The following is a 15,737-nucleotide window of genomic DNA, read 5'->3' as shown; positions in this document are numbered from 1 at the left end:
TGACGTCCAGCACACTCATGGCACCCTGATCCGCGGATCGAGTACGGCGTATCCGATATCCACCAGCAGGTTCACGATCACTACCGCGAACGCGCCGTACAACGTCACCGCCATCAGCACCGGCAGATCGAACCGGCTCAGCGCGTGGTACGTCAGGTTTCCCACTCCGGGTAAGGCAAAAACCTCCTCCGTCAGCACCGCCGCACCTCCCATCAGCGCACCGAAATCCAAGCCGAACAGGCTGATGAACGGGATCAGCGACGTACGCAGCGAATGCCGCCACAGGACTCGCGACTCGCTGAGGCCTTTCGCTCGGGCCGTACGGACGAAATCCGACCGGTCGGCCTCGATCAGATCCGAACGCAACACCCGCGAATAGAGGCCGGCCATCCCCATCGCCAAGGTGATCCACGGAAACAGCAACTGCTCGAACCACTTCAGCGGGTCCTGGTTCAACGGCGTGTAGCCCAATGCCGGCAGCCACTGGAAAAGGCTGTCATGAAAGGTGTCCTGGGTCAGCAGGTTCACCACCGCGCCGAGCCAGTACACCGGTAACGAGACGCCGGCCAGCCCGAGCCCGGTGATCAGCGGATCCAGCATCCGGCCACGAAAAACGGCGGACAGGACGCCGCCACCGAGCGACATCAGCAGCCAGACCAGCGCCGCGCGCCGCCCAGTGAGGCGGTCACCGGCACGGCTTTCACACCACCCCCGCGGCAGGACCAGCCCGCGATCGCTGTACGAGATCAGGTCACGATCCCAGACCAGCCGCCGCATCATCATCACGTACTGCTCCGGAAGTGGCTTGTCCAAGCCAAAATCCGCGCGAATCTGGGCGATGGTCTGCGGGTCGGCCTGCCGACCGGCGATCTGCCTGGCCGGGTCGACGCCAGGTGTACGGAAGAAGATCAGGAAGACCAGTACGCTCACCGCGAACAGCACCAGGACGGCGCCGAGCGTTCTCTTCAAAAGAAAGGCGATCATGGCGTACGCACCTTCACCGCGGCTTTGGGATCGAACGCGTCCCGTACGGCGTCACCGAACACATTCAGCGCGCACACCGTGACGGCGACAAAAGCGCCAGGCACGATCGCGATCAGCGGCCGGCTGCGCAACAACCCGATGCCGTCCTGCACGATCGTGCCCCAGCTCGCATCCGGCGCGCGTACGCCGACGCCAAGGAACGACAGGCCGGATTCCAGGATGATTCCGGTGGCCACCACCACCGGGAAAAGCACCAGAATCCGCGGAAAAACGTTCGGCAGCAGTTCCTTGCCGACGATCCTGGCCCGCGAGGCGCCATAGCCGACCGCGGCCTCGACGAAAGGCGCGCCGGTCAACTCCAGAGTCGAGCCGCGAACAACCCTTGCCGTGTACGGAATGTAAACCGCGCCAATGATGAAGATCGGCAGCGCGAGGTTGCCGGAACCGATCTTCACCAGACCGAAGTTCAAGCCCGACTGGAAACTCACCGCGGACAACGAAATCGCCAGCAGCAGTACCGGAAAGGCCCACACCACATCGAGAATTCGGGACAGCACCACATCGACCACGCCGCGCAGATAGCCGGCCAGCAGCCCGACGATCAGCCCGCCGATGGTAGCCACGACGGCCGCCGCGAACCCGATCGACAGGGTGTTCCGACCGCCGTAGAGCACCCGTACAGCGATGTCCCTGCCATTTCCGTCGGCGCCGAGCAGGTAGCCAGCCGGGGGTCCCCGGTCGGACCGACTGGCACGACACCGAGGCCACCGGCAGCCGGTTGCAGCAGCGGCACGCTTACGCCGTGCACCATGACGGTTCCGACTGGGTTCGCGGCGAACGGATCGACGTTCCCAGCGAACCACGCGTACACCGGCGCGAGGACACACCCGAGCACGACGATGAGCAGAATGCCCAGCGAACCGACTGCTCGTGGGCTTCTGACCAGCTGGCCGAGCCCCGCCCGCCAGTTCCCCGCGGCGCTCACCACACCCACGCCCTGCTGGCCAGGAAACCAAACTGCGCGCTGTACGTGTAGTTTCCCAGCCGTTTCGACACGAAACCGAGGGTTTTCGGGGCGAACATGCTGATCCACGGCGCCTGGTCGGTGACGGTCCGGTCGACGCCGGCCCAGGCCGCGTCCGCTGCCTTGGGGTCGGTGGCTTCCAGCCTGCTGGCCACGTCCATCGCCTGGTCGGCCCGAGGATCGCAGAATCCGCCGATATTCGGGCTTGAATCGGAGTTCGGGGTGAACGCACCGCAGGACAGCAGAACGCGCAGGAAATTGCTGGCCGCCGGATAGTCCTGATACCACTGGGTCAAACCGACCTGCACCCGGTTTCCGGAATTCTGGATATACGGATACTGCAGCGCCGCGTCGAGCGGTTTCACGGTGGCCCGATATCCCAGCTGAGTCAGTACGGTCTGCAGGTATTCGGCCATCGCGACCTGCATCGGGTCGTTGGCCGGTACGACGCCGACCGACTGACCGGCCGTACCGGACTCGGCCACCAGTCGGCGGGCCCGCGCCAGATCGGTGCCTTTCCACCGGCCCCGGCCGTCACCGGCGTGAGCCGTCCACGGACAGTACGGCTGATATCCGGGAATGCCCGGCGGCAGGATCTGACAGCTCGGGCTGGCCAAGGCCGGACCACCGAAATGAATGACGCCGGCGTTACGGTCGAACGCGAGGTTCACCGCCTGCCGCGCCTTCACATTGTTGAACGGCGGAATTCGGGTGTTCAGGGCCCAATACCAGTCCACTCCCTGCTGGTCGAGATGAACCCGCGATCGATAGCGCGCACCCAGATCCGGCAGCCGGTCACCCGGCAGCTGGTCGACGACCAGGTCACCCTGGCCGTTCACGACCGCGGTGACCTCGTCGGTGGGCTCCAGGCCGTACTTCTGCACGATCTGGTCCGGATAGCCCAGCGGCTGTGCCGGTGCCGACCATTGGTGGAAGTACGGATTTCGTTTGAGCACCACCGCGTCGGTCGGCTCGTACGAGGCCCAGTAGTACGGCCCGGTGCCGTGCAGTTTCGACACATCGGTGCCCTGATCGGTCGCGGGCGTACCGGCCGGCAGGATCGCGGCGTGCGGCAAAAGCGAGTTTCTGGGCGAATTCCGGGTCGGGTCCGGTCAGCGTGAAAGTGATCGTGCGACCGGAAATCGCGATTCCCTGGGACAGGTCACAGTTCTGGGGTTTGTCCAGGCATTTGTCGGCCGGCGATGGAACCGTACAGCGTGCTCGCGGTCGGGCCGTGCACCTTGAAGATCCGTTCGAAGGACGCTTTCACGTCGGCCGGCCGCAACGGGCTGCCGTCGCTGAACCGGATGCCGTCGCGCAGCACGAAACTCCATTTCGTGCCGCCGTCGGTTGGCCGCGGGACGCCGGTCGCGAGATCGCCGACGACGTGTTGGCCGGCGTTCGGTCCGAGCTTGTCGTACGCGGTCAGGCCGTCATAGGTGATCGTCTGCAGGGACCAGAAAGCCGGCGTGTAGTTGACCTGCGGGTCGGCCGAGCCGCTGTTCGTCGTCGACAGCTCGACCAGCGTCCCGCCGAAATGCGGCCCCAGCTTCGGCTGCGGCCCGGTGTCCACTGTGGACACATCGACCGACGAACAACCAGTCAATGCCACTGTCAACGACAGCGCCACTATCCCCGCGCGTCTCACCCGAGCGGCCCGCGACGGAAGTCGGCGAGCGTACGCAACAACACCTCAGCCGGCAGTTTGTGGACGACCACGCCGTCTCGGCCGGTCATCGTCCGCGCGGCGAGCATCGCGTTCAGGATCGCCTCCTCGGTGGCGTCGATGACCGCGTAGAACAAGGCGTCGATGGCGTCGTCGGACAGCACGTCCACCTGGTACGACCCGGCTCGCTGCCGTGCGTACCCGGCGCTCGGGATGACACCGGCGCCGGCGGTGGAGAACGCGATCACCCCGTCGCCGCTGTCGTTCTCGCCGGCACCACCGGTCCGCCCGATCGCCAGTGTCGCGCGCTGCGCGAGCCGCGTGCACTGCCGGGCCGACAGCGGTGCGTCGGTCGCGACCACGGTGATGATCGAGCCGGCGCCGTGTACGCCCGGGGCCTCCGGCATCTCCGGCACCGGTACGACCGAGGAGTCCACGACCTCCCCCACCGGCACGCCGAGAATCGACAGCCGCTTCCGGATGCCATGGTTTGCCTGCACCAGAACACCGACGGTGACCGGTCCGTCCACTGTGGACACCACGCGGGACGACGTACCGATGCCGCCTTTGAAGTCGTGACAGACCATCCCGGTGCCGCCACCCACGTTTCCCCGCCGCGACCGGGCCGCCGGCGGCGTTCTGGTACGCGGCGCGTACGTGCTCGGGCGACACGTGCTGGCCGCCGACGTCGTTCAGAAAGCCGTCCCAGGTTTCGGCGACCACCGGCAGCGTCCACGGCTGCTGGCCGTCCTGCTCGCACTGCAGTGCGGTGAGGGTGTCGCGTACGACACCGACGCTTCCGGTGTTGGTCAGCCCGATCGGCGAACCGAGCAGACCGTTCTCGACCAGCCAGGCGGTGCCGGTCATCTCACCATTGCCGTTCAGCCAGTGAATTCCGGCGTGCACCGGTCGCTGGAAGGAATCACCGGCCTGCGGATGGACGATCGTCACGCCGGTGCGGACCGGGCCCCTTCCCCGTACCAGCGGGCCGTCACCGTGACACAACGTCGTGTGTCCGACGCGTACGCCCGGCACGTCGGTGATGGCGTTGTGCGGCCCGGTCCGGCCATCCCCGATCACGATCTGAAGCTGATGGGTCCGCCGCCGATCCGGCATGCCGCACCTCCAGCGATTCCGTTCCCCGTCGACCGATCGATCGATCGAGTGATTTTTTTCGGACCTTAGTGGCCGATGTAGATCTCCGTCAACAACCCTCTCGACTATCGATCGATCGATCGGTAGGTTCGCCGCCATGGTCGTCACATTTCGTTCACAGGTCAGAACCGCACTGGTCGCCGGGTCCGTCCTGGCGTCACTGTTGGTCGCCGCGCCGGCACCGGTCGCCGCGGCCGACCCGCCATGTCAGGAAAAACCCGACCCGACCGTCACGCACCATTTCTACGAGGACAATCCGACGTACCACGGCGACGACAACGCCTGGACCACGTCGACACCCGAGGCGGTGGATCTGGACTCCGGCAAGCTCGAGGACGGGCTCAACCAGATCAAGTCCAACCCGCTGCTGCTGAGCACTTTGGTGATCCGGCACGGGAAGCTGGCGATGGAGCGCTATCTGCACAACAGCAAACGTACGGACAGCAACAACATCCACTCGGCGTCCAAAAAACGATTCTCCGGCTGCTGCTGGCCATCGCTGTCCGGGACGGCTATATCCAGAGCCTGGACGTCCCGGTTTCGTCGATCCTGCCGCAGTATTTCACCGGTCCGAGCGATCCGCGAAACGCCATTACGCTGCGGCATCTGGCGACCATGACCTCCGGCCTGCAGTGGCAGGAGGACTGCACCGAGAACGCCATCGAGAAGCAGCACGACTGGGTCAAGGCCATTCTGGACCGTACGTTCGATCCGGCCGCGCTCGGAAAGACCGGAAACTACAGCACCGGCAACAGCCACGTGCTGTCCGCCGTCCTGACCAAGGCCACCGGCATGAGCACCGCCAGTCTCGCCGCGCAGAAGCTTTTCGGCCCGTTGGGGATCACCGCCGAACACTGGGGCTCGGACCCGACGGGCATTTCCTCCGGCGGCTACAACGTCTATATGTCACCGCGAGAAATGGCCCGCGTCGGCCAGCTCATGCTGCAACACGGCCAGTGGAACGGCACGCAGCTGGTGCCGGCCGCGGACATCGCGGACGCCACCCAACGGGTGTGGAGCGACCCCGAGACGCCGGAGTTCGGCTACGGGCAGCTGATGTGGCTGCGTACCATCGACGGCCACGACATGTTCTTCGCCTGGGGCTTCAACGGACAGTTCATCTATGTCATCCCGAGCATGGACATTGTGGTGGTGACAACCGAAAACACCGCTGGAGACGAGAACGAGATCAATTCCAAGACCTTCCTGCAGGCGGTGATCGCGGCCTGCAAGAAGGACTGCAACGTCTCCGGAGCCGACCTACTCAGGAACGGCCGGTAGCCGGTAGCGGTTGATCTCCGGCACCGGACTGGCGCCGAGCGAGGCATAGAACCGCTCGGCGCCGGTGTTCCCGACGGTCACGTCCCACTCGATGCGACCGGTCGTCGTACGCTCGCGCAGATGGCCCATCAGCAGCCGGCCGACCCCCGCGCCGCGGAACTCGTCGTCGACGTACAGGTCCTCCAGCCAAATGCCGCTGGCCATCGCCCAGGACGAAAACGTGCGATACCACACCGCCATGCCGACCACCCGGTCGTCGTCATCACCACTGGCCACAGCGACGACAACGTGCACGTGCGCCGCCTGGCCGAACAGCGCCTCGGCCAGCTCGGTCCGGCCAGCCGGCACGTCCAACCCGGCCTCGGACGCGGCGTGGTCGGCCAGCATCCGGCGGATCACCGGCAGATCCCGCTCCTGCGCGGAACGAAGCGTCACGGTCATGGCTGGCTCCACACTCGGTCGGCGATGGGCTGCGCGTCGGCCTCCAACAACAACAACGTCCGCACCTGGTCGCGGTCGCGGGATGCGCCGAGCGCCCCCCCCAACCATCTGCGCGTGCGCCGCGACCAGGTCGCGGAGCGACAGCTTTCCGGACGGCGAATACCACTGCGCAACACCGGAACACATTTGCAGGATGCCCAAACGCGCGATCCGACGGTCGGGTACGCGGAAATCGCCGCGCGCACAGCCAGCCTCGACGGTCTTCGACCAGAATGCCTCGTACCGGTCACGCAGCCGTACGGCCGCCTCGCGCCGGGGCTTGTCGAGCGCGCGCAGCTCGTTGTCGACGACGGGTCGGTCTCGGCCGAGTAGGTGGCGTGCGACCACACGTGGATCTGCACCAGACCGCAGATCGCGGCCGGCGGATCGAGCTCGCGCGCGGTCAGCTGGCGAGCAGCCTCGATCAGCCGCTTCGAGCTGTCCTGCACGATCCGAAACAGCAGGTCCTCCTTCGTTCCCATGTAGTGGTAAAGCGTCGAGGAGTTGATTCCGGCCTGCTCGGCGAGCTGCCGGATGCCGGTGGCGTGAAAACCCCGCTCGGCGAACAGCCGTACCGCGGCCCGGACGATCTGCTCCTCGGTGGTCGCCGGTGCCGCTTCCGGCACCGTCGTCTGCCGCCTGCGATGGCCGCGCTCCTCACCGGAACCGGATGGGCTCCCGATCGATCGATCGATTCGGTTGGTAAATCGAGTGCCCAATTTACCTCATCCGGCGCTGAAGTCCCGGTTGAGCGCCGTGCTGACGAGTGGCCCGCGAGGGTGCACCGCCATTATCGGATCTGACGTTGCGGGACGGTGTCGTCGCGAGTTTGATCACCTGACAACCGCGGAGAGGACGGGTCGGGTGGTGTTTGAGCAGCGCCGCGCGGTGGTGGAGGCGGTCCGGGTACGGCTGACCGAGGTGGTCGCCGCGATGAGCGCCACGGTGCGGGCGGCCATCCCCGCCTACCAGCAGCTGCAGGACGACCAGCGGCGGGACGTGGCGGCGATCAGCTCGTGGGCCGTGCTGTGCGTACTGGAGGCGTGGGCACAGGATCGGAGCCTCACGGACCAGGACCTGGCCCGGTTCCACTCGATTGGCAGCGCTCGCGCCGAGGACGGTCGACCGCTCCGGGCGGTGTTGCGCTCGTACCGGATCGCGGCCGTGGTGATGACCGACAAGGTTCTGGAGCTGGGCCATGACCGCCTGGAGATCCAGGACGTACAGGCGTTGACCCGGGTCCTGCTGACCGTCAGCGACGAGATATCCGAAGCGATGACGTCCGGGCACATCGCGGCCACCCAACGGCTGGCCGGCGATCGTGGCCGTGCTCGCAGGGAACTGCTGGACGACCTGTTGATCGGGCGGATGAGTTCGGCCGGGGTGGTCGCCGACCGCGGCCGGGAACTCGGGTTGACGTTGCCGCAGCGGCTGCTTCTGGTGGTGGCACGGCCCGTCGACGGCAAGGCGTTGGCGGACAGCGATGCCCTGAAAAGCTTCCTCGGCGACCTCACTCTGTCGGACGAGGACCCCGGCCTGTTGGCGACGCTGCGTGGCCGGCATGCCGTGCTGCTGCTGCCCGAGCGGGTCGCCGGTGCGGTGGAATCCACGGTGTGCTCGTACGCGTGGCAGGGTTTGTGTGCTGGCCCGGCAGCAAGTCACCCAGGTCGCGGCCGGTTACGAGCTGGCGGTGCGGGCCCTGGACACCGCCCCTGAGTACGCCTTCGCCATCCACTCCGTACTGAACGAGGGAGACGCGGTGGTGCTGAGCACTCTTGCCGGTAAGGAGACAGCCGACCCAGGGCGGTTGGTGGCCGCGGTGCTCGGGCAGCTCAACGAGCCCGGCAACCGCCACTTGGTGCAGGGGCTGGGGGCCTACCTGTCGACCGGGTCGGCCACCGACGCGGCCACTGAGCTGCACCTGCATCCGCAGACCCTGCGCTACCGCCTGCGCCGCTGCCACGAGCTGACCGGACGGGACCCGCAGCACCCCTGGGACCGGTTGGTGCTGGACATCGCCTGGCAACGGGCCCGCATTCGGGCGGACCCGACCTCGACCGGAGCGTTCACGCCCGCGAGGCACTGAATGTTTGTCACCGACTGATGAAGGTCCTCATCCGGGGCGACGATTGGGCTTTCCGGGCGGCCCGGACAAACGGGATGGTGGACGCGGGTAGGGCGTTACCGAGCAATAAACTCTTTAATACGAAAGCGAGAACCGAAATGACTTTCGAGCCCGAGGTGATCGTCGTCGGCGCCGGTCTTGCCGGCCTGGTCGCGACCCACGAGCTGGTCAAGGCCGGCCGCCGGGTCCTGGTCGTGGACCAGGAGAACCGCAACAACCTCGGCGCTCAGGCCTTCTGGTCACTCGGCGGTCTGTTCATGGTGGACACTCCGGAGCAGCGCCACCTTGGCATCAAGGACTCGTACGAGCTGGCCCGGCAGGACTGGATGGCCTCGGCCGGGTTCGACCGCGAGGACGAGGACTTCTGGGCGCGGCAGTGGGCGGAGGCGTACGTACGCTTCGCCGTCCAGGAGAAGCATCAATACGTGCACGACCTTGGTCTTCGGTCCGCGCCAGTGGTGGGCTGGGCCGAGCGCGGCACTGGTGTCGCCGACGGCCCCGGTAACTCGGTGCCTCGCTTCCATCTGACCTGGGGCACCGGCCCTGAGGTGGTACGAATCTTCGCCGAGCCGGTGCTCGAAGGCGAGAAGAGCGGGTTGGTGCGGTTCGCCTTCCGTCACCAGGTCGACAACCTGATCGTCGAAGGCGACGCGGTGGTCGGCGTGAGTGGCACCGTGCTGGAGCCCACTGACCTGGAACGAGGCAAGGCGTCCTCGCGTACGGCGGTGGGGCAGTTCGAGCTGCGGGCGAAGGCGGTCGTTGTCACCTCCGGCGGTATCGGCCACAACCACGACCTCATCCGCAAGAACTGGCCGACCGAGCGGCTGGGCGCCTGCCCCGAATACATGATCACCGGCGTACCGGCCCATGTGGACGGACGGATGCTCGCCATCACCGAGAACGCCGGCGGCGCGCTGGTCAACCGGGACCGGATGTGGCACTACCCGGAGGGCATCCACAACTGGAACCCCATCTGGCCGCACCACGCGATCCGCATCATTCCCGGCCCGTCGTCGCTGTGGTTCGATGCGACCGGCAAGCGCCTGCCGGTGCCGCTGTTCCCGGGCTGCGACACCAACCAGACGGTGAAGGCGATCCTGGCCACTGGCTACGACTACTCCTGGTTCGTCCTGGACCAAAGCATCATCGAGAAGGAGTTCCTGCTCTCGGGCTCCGAGCAGAACCCCGACCTCACCGGCAAGGACCTGAAGGCCGCCTTGCGCAGCCGGGGTGGCAAGGGCGCGCCGGCACCGGTCGAGGCGTTCAAGGAGCACGGGGTCGACTTCGTCGTGGCCGATACGCTGGCCGAGCTTGTCACCGGGATGAACAAACTGGCGCGAGGCCCGCAGCTCGACCTGGCCGACCTGGAGCGGCAGATCGTCGCGCGCGACCGCGAGGTCAGCAACTCGTACTCAAAAGACCTGCAGCTGATGGCAATCGGCAACTCGCGCCGCTACCTCGGCAACAAGCTCGTACGAGACGCCAAACCGCACCGCATCCTGGACCCCGGCGCATGGCCCGCTGATCGCGGTCCGGCTGAACATCCTGACCCGCAAGACCCTCGGCGGCCTGCAGACCAACCTCGACTCGCAGGTCATGCGACCAGACGGCGAACCGTTCGCCGGCCTGTACGCCGCCGGTGAGGTCGCCGGATTCGGTGGCGGCGGAGTGCACGGCTACAACGCGCTGGAAGGCACCTTCCTCGGCGGCTGCATCTTCTCCGGCCGTGCCGCCGGGCTGGCCCTGGCCAAAACCCTGGCCTGACCTCACCGCACCCCACCACGAAGACCAAGGAGCGCCAATGACGACGGTGGAAACGGTTCGCGGTCCGTTGGACACCGCTGACCTGGGCCGGGTGCTGATGCACGAGCACATCTTCGTGCTCAGCCCGGAGTTTGTCGCCAACTACCCCGACGACGACGGCTTCCGTGAGCAGGAGCAGATCCCGGAGGCGATCCGCAAGCTCAACGAGCTCGCCGCCGCCGGGATCGACACCATCGTCGTCGACCCGACCGTGATTGGCCTGGGCCGCTACATCCCCCGTATCCAGCGGATCGCGGCGGACACCGGCATCAACATCGTCGTCGCCACCGGCCTCTACACGTACAACGACGTGCCGCACTACCTGACGTTCCGGCCCGGTGGCGTGATGGGCGGCGAAGACGCGCTGGTGGACCTGTTCGTTGGTGACATCGTCGAGGGCATCGCCGACACCGGGGTAAAGGCGGCGTTCCTGAAGTGCGCGACCGACGAACCCGGAGTCACTCCGGGTGTCGAGCGGGTGCTGCGCGCGGTGGCGAAGGCACAGCTGCGTACGAGTGCGCCGATCATGACGCACTCGCACGCCGTGTCGCGTACGGGCCTCAAGCAGCAGGACATCTTCGCCGAGGAGGGCGTGGACCTGCGCCGGGTCCTGATCGGGCACTGCGGTGACACCGCCGACCTGGGCTACCTCACCGAGGTCGCCGACCGGGGCTCGCTGCTGGGCATGGACCGGTTCGGGCTCGACCTCGACCTGCTGCTGCCGTTCGATCAGCGGGTCGGCACGGTGGTCGCGCTGTGCGAGCGCGGGTACGCGAGCAGCATGGTGCTGTCGCACGACGCGGCCTGCTATATGGACTGGCTGCCCCAGCAGCAGATTCCGGTGGTGGTCCCGAACTGGCACTACCTGCACATCACCCGTGACGTGCTGCCGGCCCTGCGCGAGCGTGGCGTCAGCGAGCAGGACATCACCACCATGCTGGTGGCGAACCCGCGACGGTTCTTCGAGCCGGTCCCGACCATCTGAACACACCAAACAGGCCTTTCTTCACGCTGCCGAACGAGTGGATCGCGGCTGGCTTCAGGCTCAAGTGGGCTGGGATCTCATAGTGTTTCGCACTCTTGACAGCCGATCGACAGCGGCCGATTATGTGCTATACCGATTTATTTCGGGTTTGCCCTCGACGAGATCGTTCCCGGACTGCTGACGGTGGTTGCCTCCAGTTCCGTGTCATGAACCGGTATAGCCAGGTCCATTCGAGCGCCGAGACGAGGAGACCATCGATGAGGCGAACGTTCCGTCGAGGAAGCAGACTGGTGTCGGCGCTGACCGCGGTGGCGGTGGTGGCCGCGACCGCCGCCGCGATGTGGCCGGCAGCGGCCACCGCCGCCGCGTGCCGTCCCGCGAAGACCGGCCCCGTCTCGGTCGTCTACGTCGAGGTGAACGACCAGAGCATGACCAACGTCGGCAAATACACGCTCGCCCAGGGCGGCGCGCCGGTGTTCGATCTCGCCGTGATCTTCGCGGCGAACATCAACTACGACGGCTCCAACGCGTACTTGTCCTTCAACAGTCAGGTCCAGAACGTCCTCAACAATGTCGCGACCCAGGTCCGTCCGCTGCAGCAGAAGGGCATCAAGGTCCTGCTGTCCGTGCTGGGCAACCACCAAGGCGCCGGGTTCGCCAATTTCCCGTCGCAAGCCGCGGCGACCGCGTTTGCCAACCAACTTTCCCAGGCGGTCAGCCAGCCAATACGGGGCTGGACGGCATCGACTTCGACGACGAGTACGCGGATTACGGAGTCAACGGCACCGGGCAGCCCAACGCCAGCTCGTTCGTCTATCTCGTGTCGGCGTTGCGTGCCAACATGCCCAGCAAACTCATCACGTTCTACGGCATCGGCCCGTCTTCGTCGCGACTGAGCTACGGCGGCGTGAGCATCGCCAACAGCTTCGACTACGCGTGGAATCCCTGGTACGGGACGTGGTCCGTGCCGCCAGGGCCGTCGTCCAAAAGCAAGCTGTCGCCCGCGGCCGTGAGCCTGACCGACACAGACTCTCGGGCACCGCCGCGCGAGCCTCGCGCAGCGGACGGTCAGCGAGGGATACGGCGTCTATCTCACGTACAACCTCACCGGGTCGGACATGCACCAGTACATCTCCGCCTTCACGAATCCGCTGTACGGCAGCGACGCCGTCTATTCGGGTTAGGACTCCTGAGTACCGCGTCCGTGGGACATGTCCCATCCCGGGCTGGACAAACGTTGCTGATCGTTCTTACCCGCAAAAAGCGGGACATCGGCGCGTACCAGCCCTCAGGGAGACGGACATGCGGAGCAACGTTCCTGGCGTGCCGGCCACCTCGTACCGGCGTTGAGTCCGGATGGCCACCGATGGCATCACGTTCTCGTTGCTCGGCCCGCTGGAGGTTCGGCACCGGGGCGAGCTGGTCGTGGTCCCCGCCCGAATGCAACGTGCCCTGCTGGCCTGTCTTCTCGACCAAGCCGGCTCGTCGGTGTCACTGACGACGATCGCCGCACAGCTGTGGGCGGGTGCGGCGCCAAAGACCGCGCCGGCGACCATCCGCAACTATGTCCGGCGGGCCCGCGCCCTCCTGCCGGAACCGGTTCTTCGGCAGGTGTCCGACGGTTACCAGCTCGCGATCTCCCCTGAGCAGCTGGACACCCATCGATTCGCGGCGATGATCGCGCGGGCCCGCGCGGCGCGATCGGCCGACCTTTTCGCGCGCGGCACTGGCGTTTACGGCGCGGATCACCACTGTCGGACCTCGGCGAGGTGCCGATCCGCGAGGTCGTCGCCACCAACTGGGATGAGGTTTATCTGGGTGCCGTGGAGGATTTCCTCGATGCCCGGATCGAGCGAGGTGAACACGCGAGCGTGATCGCCGACCTCACGGTCCACGTCCGTCGGTATCCGGGCCGGGAACGGCTCTGTGGGCAGTTGATGACCGCGTTGTACGCCGCTGGCCGTGCGGCGGAGGCGCTGGACCTCTACCGGACCGTACGACGGCGGCTGGTCGACGAGCTCGGGATCGAGCCCGGCCCCAGCTTGCAGCGGTTGGAGCTGGCGATTCTGCGGGGCGACCCAACATTGCTACCGCGCGACCGTGCCCATCGGCCGACTTGCTGGCCGACGAGCACGGCCGCCCGCGGGCGGCCCGTCCCGTTCGCGAACTCGAGGTTCCGGTAACTACTAAGGCGGGGATTAGGTCCAGGCGGTGGGGTCGTTGAGGTAGAGGCCGCAGGCGGTGTCGAGGGCGTCTTCGCAGGTGCCGGTGGGTATGCCGGTGGGGAACAGGGAGTCTGTGTAGTCGTCGTGACTGGCTCGGTAGATGGCGAAGCCCCATCGGTGTGCGGAGCCGGTGTAACGCAGGCGGCACAGTTTCTGGGTGCTGCCGTCGGACAGGGTGGCGTCGATGTAGCTGAAGTTCGCGCGTGGCGTACGACGATTTTCGTTATCTCAGGCCACCGTTGTCGTGCTCGGTCGGTCAGGCGCCAGTGCAGGGATGCTTTGGTCGAGTCGGGGTATTTCACCACGAGGTTCATCATGCCGGCTCGATCCAATCGCCGCCGGGTGTGCGAATAGATGACGAGATGGTGACCGGATCCGGCTGTTTGGCGGCGTGTCGTGTCGCTGATCTTGGCTGGTGTCCGGCACAAGATCATCATGTCGATGTCCAGTCCGTATGTGATCCTCCTGTCTGAGGCCGAGCAGAACATTCTGAGTGCGCGGGGCCCGATCGGAGCGGGCTGAGCATCGGGACCGGTTGGGCGCGCTGATTGTGCTGGCGGCTGCGGGCGGTGAGCCAACGTGGGTCATCGCCCAACGCCTGGGGTGCGTGCGTGCATACGGCGCGAACCTGTCGCGGCCGCGAAGAAGACCGGTGCGGTGGTGTACTTCGCCCGACGAGGCCCCGAATCAGGTCCGATTTTCACAGTGGCACCCACGTGGGTACGAATGGGCTTCATTACCGCTTCGTAGGAAGCAAGCAGTTGAGTATCGGGCGCTAGAGCGTGGAGCCTGTCACGATTTCTGTGTAAGCCGGAGGTGATTGGCTTACTTGTCTTATTATATCAGAATGTTAGGCGGCCGGGGAATAGTTGGGTGAGGGTGTTGAGTGCTATTTTCCAGCCCCAGGTGCCTGTTCCTGAGGCTCCGCCGCGTTGGGTGGAGATGTTGCGTAGTCCGAGGTAGATGAGTTTCATGGCTGCGTCTTTGTCGGGGAAGTGTCCGCGGTTTGGTGATTTTGCGGAGTTGGAAGTTGATGGATTCGATTTGGTTGGTGGTGTAGACAATTTTCCGGAGTTCTGCGGGGTAGTCCAGGAAGGGGGTGAAGTCGTTCCAGGCGTTGTTCCACACGTCGACGGCTCCGGGGTATTGTTTGCCGTGGGTCTTGGCGAACGCGTCGCGGGCGAGCTCGGCGGCCTCCAGGGTGGGCGCGGTATAGATCTCGCGCATCGACGCGGCCAGTGGTTTGCGGTCCTTGTAGGACACGAACCGCATGGCGTTGCGGATGACGTGCACGACGCAGGTTTGCACTACGGTGTCAGGGAAGATTGAGCGGATCGCGTCCGGGAGCCCGGTCAGCCCGTCGCAGCACGCGATGAGGATGTCCCGCACGCCGCGGTTGCGCAAGTCCGTCAGGACCTTGGCCCAGAACTTGGCTCCCTCGGTGTCCTGGATCCAGCATCCGAGGGAGTGTTTGCGGCCGTCCACGTCCACCGTCCGATGGCCAGGGCCACGCGACCTTGGTGGTGACCACGCCGTTGTCCTTGATTCGGACCCGGATCCCGTCGATGTAGAGGATCGGGTAGACCTCGTCCAGCGGCCGTGACTGCCACAGCTTGATCTCGTCGACGACCACGTCGGTGATGTTCGAGATCAACTCCCGGGACGCGTTTACTCCATATATTTCAAGTAAATGCGCCTCGATGTCACGAGTTGTCATTCCTCGCGAGTACAAAGACAGGATCATGTCATCGATATTCCCCAAACGACGGGCACGTTTGGGTACGATCGTGGGCTCGAACGTCCCGTTCCGGTCCCGCGGCACCTCGATCTGGACCGGGCCGCTGAGCGTGGACACGGTCTTGCGGGTTAGCCCGTTCCGGGAGTTGCCGGACCCGCGTCCCTCCGGCGCGCCGTGCTCATAGCCCAGGTGGTCGCTCATCTCGACCTGCAACGTCGATCAAAAGGGGCACAGCCTTGGTCATCTGGTTCAGCAGACCGTTCGCCCGTCT

The 15,737-nt window shown here is 65.9% G+C and carries 15 protein-coding genes and 5 pseudogenes; 9 read left to right on the top strand and 11 right to left on the bottom strand.

Features of this window, described 5'->3' with window-relative positions; genetic code table 11:
• Window positions 1-15: 15 nt before the first annotated feature.
• The 7 genes and pseudogenes from GNX96_RS02905 to GNX96_RS48300 form a co-directional block, all read right to left on the bottom strand.
• On the bottom strand, window positions 16-984 hold the full coding sequence (locus GNX96_RS02905) for an ABC transporter permease (protein ID WP_163566919.1): 969 nt from the start codon (window positions 982-984) through the stop codon (window positions 16-18).
• A complete protein-coding gene (locus GNX96_RS48315; RefSeq protein ID WP_279579196.1) occupies window positions 981-1,607 on the bottom strand; it encodes an ABC transporter permease in 627 nt (208 codons plus the stop codon). Before GNX96_RS48315 ends, GNX96_RS02905 begins: the two co-directional genes overlap by 4 nt.
• Complete coding sequence (locus tag GNX96_RS48310; RefSeq protein ID WP_279579195.1) at window positions 1,586-1,969, bottom strand: hypothetical protein; 384 nt, start codon at window positions 1,967-1,969, stop codon at window positions 1,586-1,588. The genes GNX96_RS48315 and GNX96_RS48310 overlap by 22 nt, the downstream gene beginning before the upstream one ends.
• On the bottom strand, window positions 1,966-3,084 hold the full coding sequence (locus tag GNX96_RS02895; protein WP_163566918.1) for an ABC transporter substrate-binding protein: 1,119 nt from the start codon (window positions 3,082-3,084) through the stop codon (window positions 1,966-1,968). Before GNX96_RS02895 ends, GNX96_RS48310 begins: the two co-directional genes overlap by 4 nt.
• Window positions 3,085-3,170: 86 nt before the next feature.
• Window positions 3,171-3,656 carry an ABC transporter substrate-binding protein gene (locus tag GNX96_RS02890; RefSeq protein ID WP_163566917.1) on the bottom strand — a complete coding sequence of 162 codons (486 nt, stop codon included), beginning with the start codon at window positions 3,654-3,656 and terminating at the stop codon, window positions 3,171-3,173.
• A complete protein-coding gene (locus GNX96_RS48305) occupies window positions 3,653-4,261 on the bottom strand; it encodes a P1 family peptidase (RefSeq protein WP_279579194.1) in 609 nt (202 codons plus the stop codon). The genes GNX96_RS02890 and GNX96_RS48305 overlap by 4 nt, the downstream gene beginning before the upstream one ends.
• 97 nt (window positions 4,262-4,358) lie before the next feature.
• Window positions 4,359-4,790: pseudogene (locus GNX96_RS48300) on the bottom strand (P1 family peptidase); the annotation flags it as partial.
• A gap of 136 nt (window positions 4,791-4,926) precedes the next feature.
• Here GNX96_RS48300 and GNX96_RS48295 point away from each other — a divergent pair.
• Entirely contained in the window at window positions 4,927-5,448 is a 522-nt protein-coding gene (locus GNX96_RS48295; RefSeq protein ID WP_279579316.1) for a hypothetical protein, read from the top strand.
• Entirely contained in the window at window positions 5,346-6,110 is a 765-nt protein-coding gene (locus tag GNX96_RS02880) for a serine hydrolase domain-containing protein (RefSeq protein WP_279579309.1), read from the top strand. The genes GNX96_RS48295 and GNX96_RS02880 overlap by 103 nt, the downstream gene beginning before the upstream one ends.
• Here the strand turns inward: GNX96_RS02880 and GNX96_RS48290 are convergent.
• The 3 genes and pseudogenes from GNX96_RS48290 to GNX96_RS62265 form a co-directional block, all read right to left on the bottom strand.
• Complete coding sequence (locus GNX96_RS48290; RefSeq protein ID WP_279579193.1) at window positions 6,090-6,551, bottom strand: GNAT family N-acetyltransferase; 462 nt, start codon at window positions 6,549-6,551, stop codon at window positions 6,090-6,092. The two genes, GNX96_RS02880 and GNX96_RS48290, sit on opposite strands and share 21 nt — an antisense overlap.
• 162 nt (window positions 6,552-6,713) lie before the next feature.
• A pseudogene (locus tag GNX96_RS62270) lies at window positions 6,714-6,938 on the bottom strand (hypothetical protein); the annotation flags it as partial.
• A gap of 116 nt (window positions 6,939-7,054) precedes the next feature.
• Window positions 7,055-7,216, bottom strand: a pseudogene (locus tag GNX96_RS62265) (helix-turn-helix domain-containing protein); the annotation flags it as partial.
• A 238-nt stretch (window positions 7,217-7,454) separates the two neighbouring features.
• Between GNX96_RS62265 and GNX96_RS02865 the strand changes: the two are divergent.
• The 7 genes and pseudogenes from GNX96_RS02865 to GNX96_RS02835 all read left to right on the top strand — a co-directional run bounded on the left by GNX96_RS02865 (window position 7,455) and on the right by GNX96_RS02835 (window position 13,686).
• Window positions 7,455-8,306 (top strand): hypothetical protein, encoded by an 852-nt coding sequence (locus tag GNX96_RS02865; protein WP_163566913.1) that lies wholly within the window; start codon window positions 7,455-7,457, stop codon window positions 8,304-8,306.
• Window positions 8,281-8,676, top strand: a complete 396-nt coding sequence (locus GNX96_RS02860) for a helix-turn-helix domain-containing protein (RefSeq protein ID WP_163566912.1) — start codon at window positions 8,281-8,283, stop codon at window positions 8,674-8,676. The genes GNX96_RS02865 and GNX96_RS02860 overlap by 26 nt, the downstream gene beginning before the upstream one ends.
• 137 nt (window positions 8,677-8,813) lie before the next feature.
• Window positions 8,814-10,479: pseudogene (locus GNX96_RS02855) on the top strand (FAD-binding dehydrogenase).
• Between the two features lie 37 nt (window positions 10,480-10,516).
• Window positions 10,517-11,503: a phosphotriesterase family protein gene (locus tag GNX96_RS02850; RefSeq protein WP_163566911.1), complete on the top strand. Its 987-nt coding sequence runs from the start codon at window positions 10,517-10,519 to the stop codon at window positions 11,501-11,503.
• A 257-nt stretch (window positions 11,504-11,760) separates the two neighbouring features.
• On the top strand, window positions 11,761-12,399 hold the full coding sequence (locus tag GNX96_RS02845; protein WP_279579192.1) for a glycoside hydrolase family 18 protein: 639 nt from the start codon (window positions 11,761-11,763) through the stop codon (window positions 12,397-12,399).
• Between the two features lie 460 nt (window positions 12,400-12,859).
• Window positions 12,860-13,378 (top strand): AfsR/SARP family transcriptional regulator, encoded by a 519-nt coding sequence (locus GNX96_RS02840; RefSeq protein ID WP_163566909.1) that lies wholly within the window; start codon window positions 12,860-12,862, stop codon window positions 13,376-13,378.
• Window positions 13,273-13,686: an AfsR/SARP family transcriptional regulator gene (locus GNX96_RS02835; protein ID WP_163566910.1), complete on the top strand. Its 414-nt coding sequence runs from the start codon at window positions 13,273-13,275 to the stop codon at window positions 13,684-13,686. Before GNX96_RS02840 ends, GNX96_RS02835 begins: the two co-directional genes overlap by 106 nt.
• 884 nt (window positions 13,687-14,570) lie before the next feature.
• Here GNX96_RS02835 and GNX96_RS67020 read toward each other — a convergent pair.
• Window positions 14,571-15,737: pseudogene (locus GNX96_RS67020) on the bottom strand (IS256 family transposase); the annotation flags it as partial.

It is taken from the genome of Fodinicola feengrottensis, assembly GCF_010993775.1.
In the GTDB taxonomy this organism is placed as follows: domain Bacteria; phylum Actinomycetota; class Actinomycetes; order Mycobacteriales; family HKI-0501; genus Fodinicola; species Fodinicola feengrottensis.
Note: the sequence above shows the minus strand (reverse complement) of the source record. Positions and strands in the feature narration are given on the sequence as shown.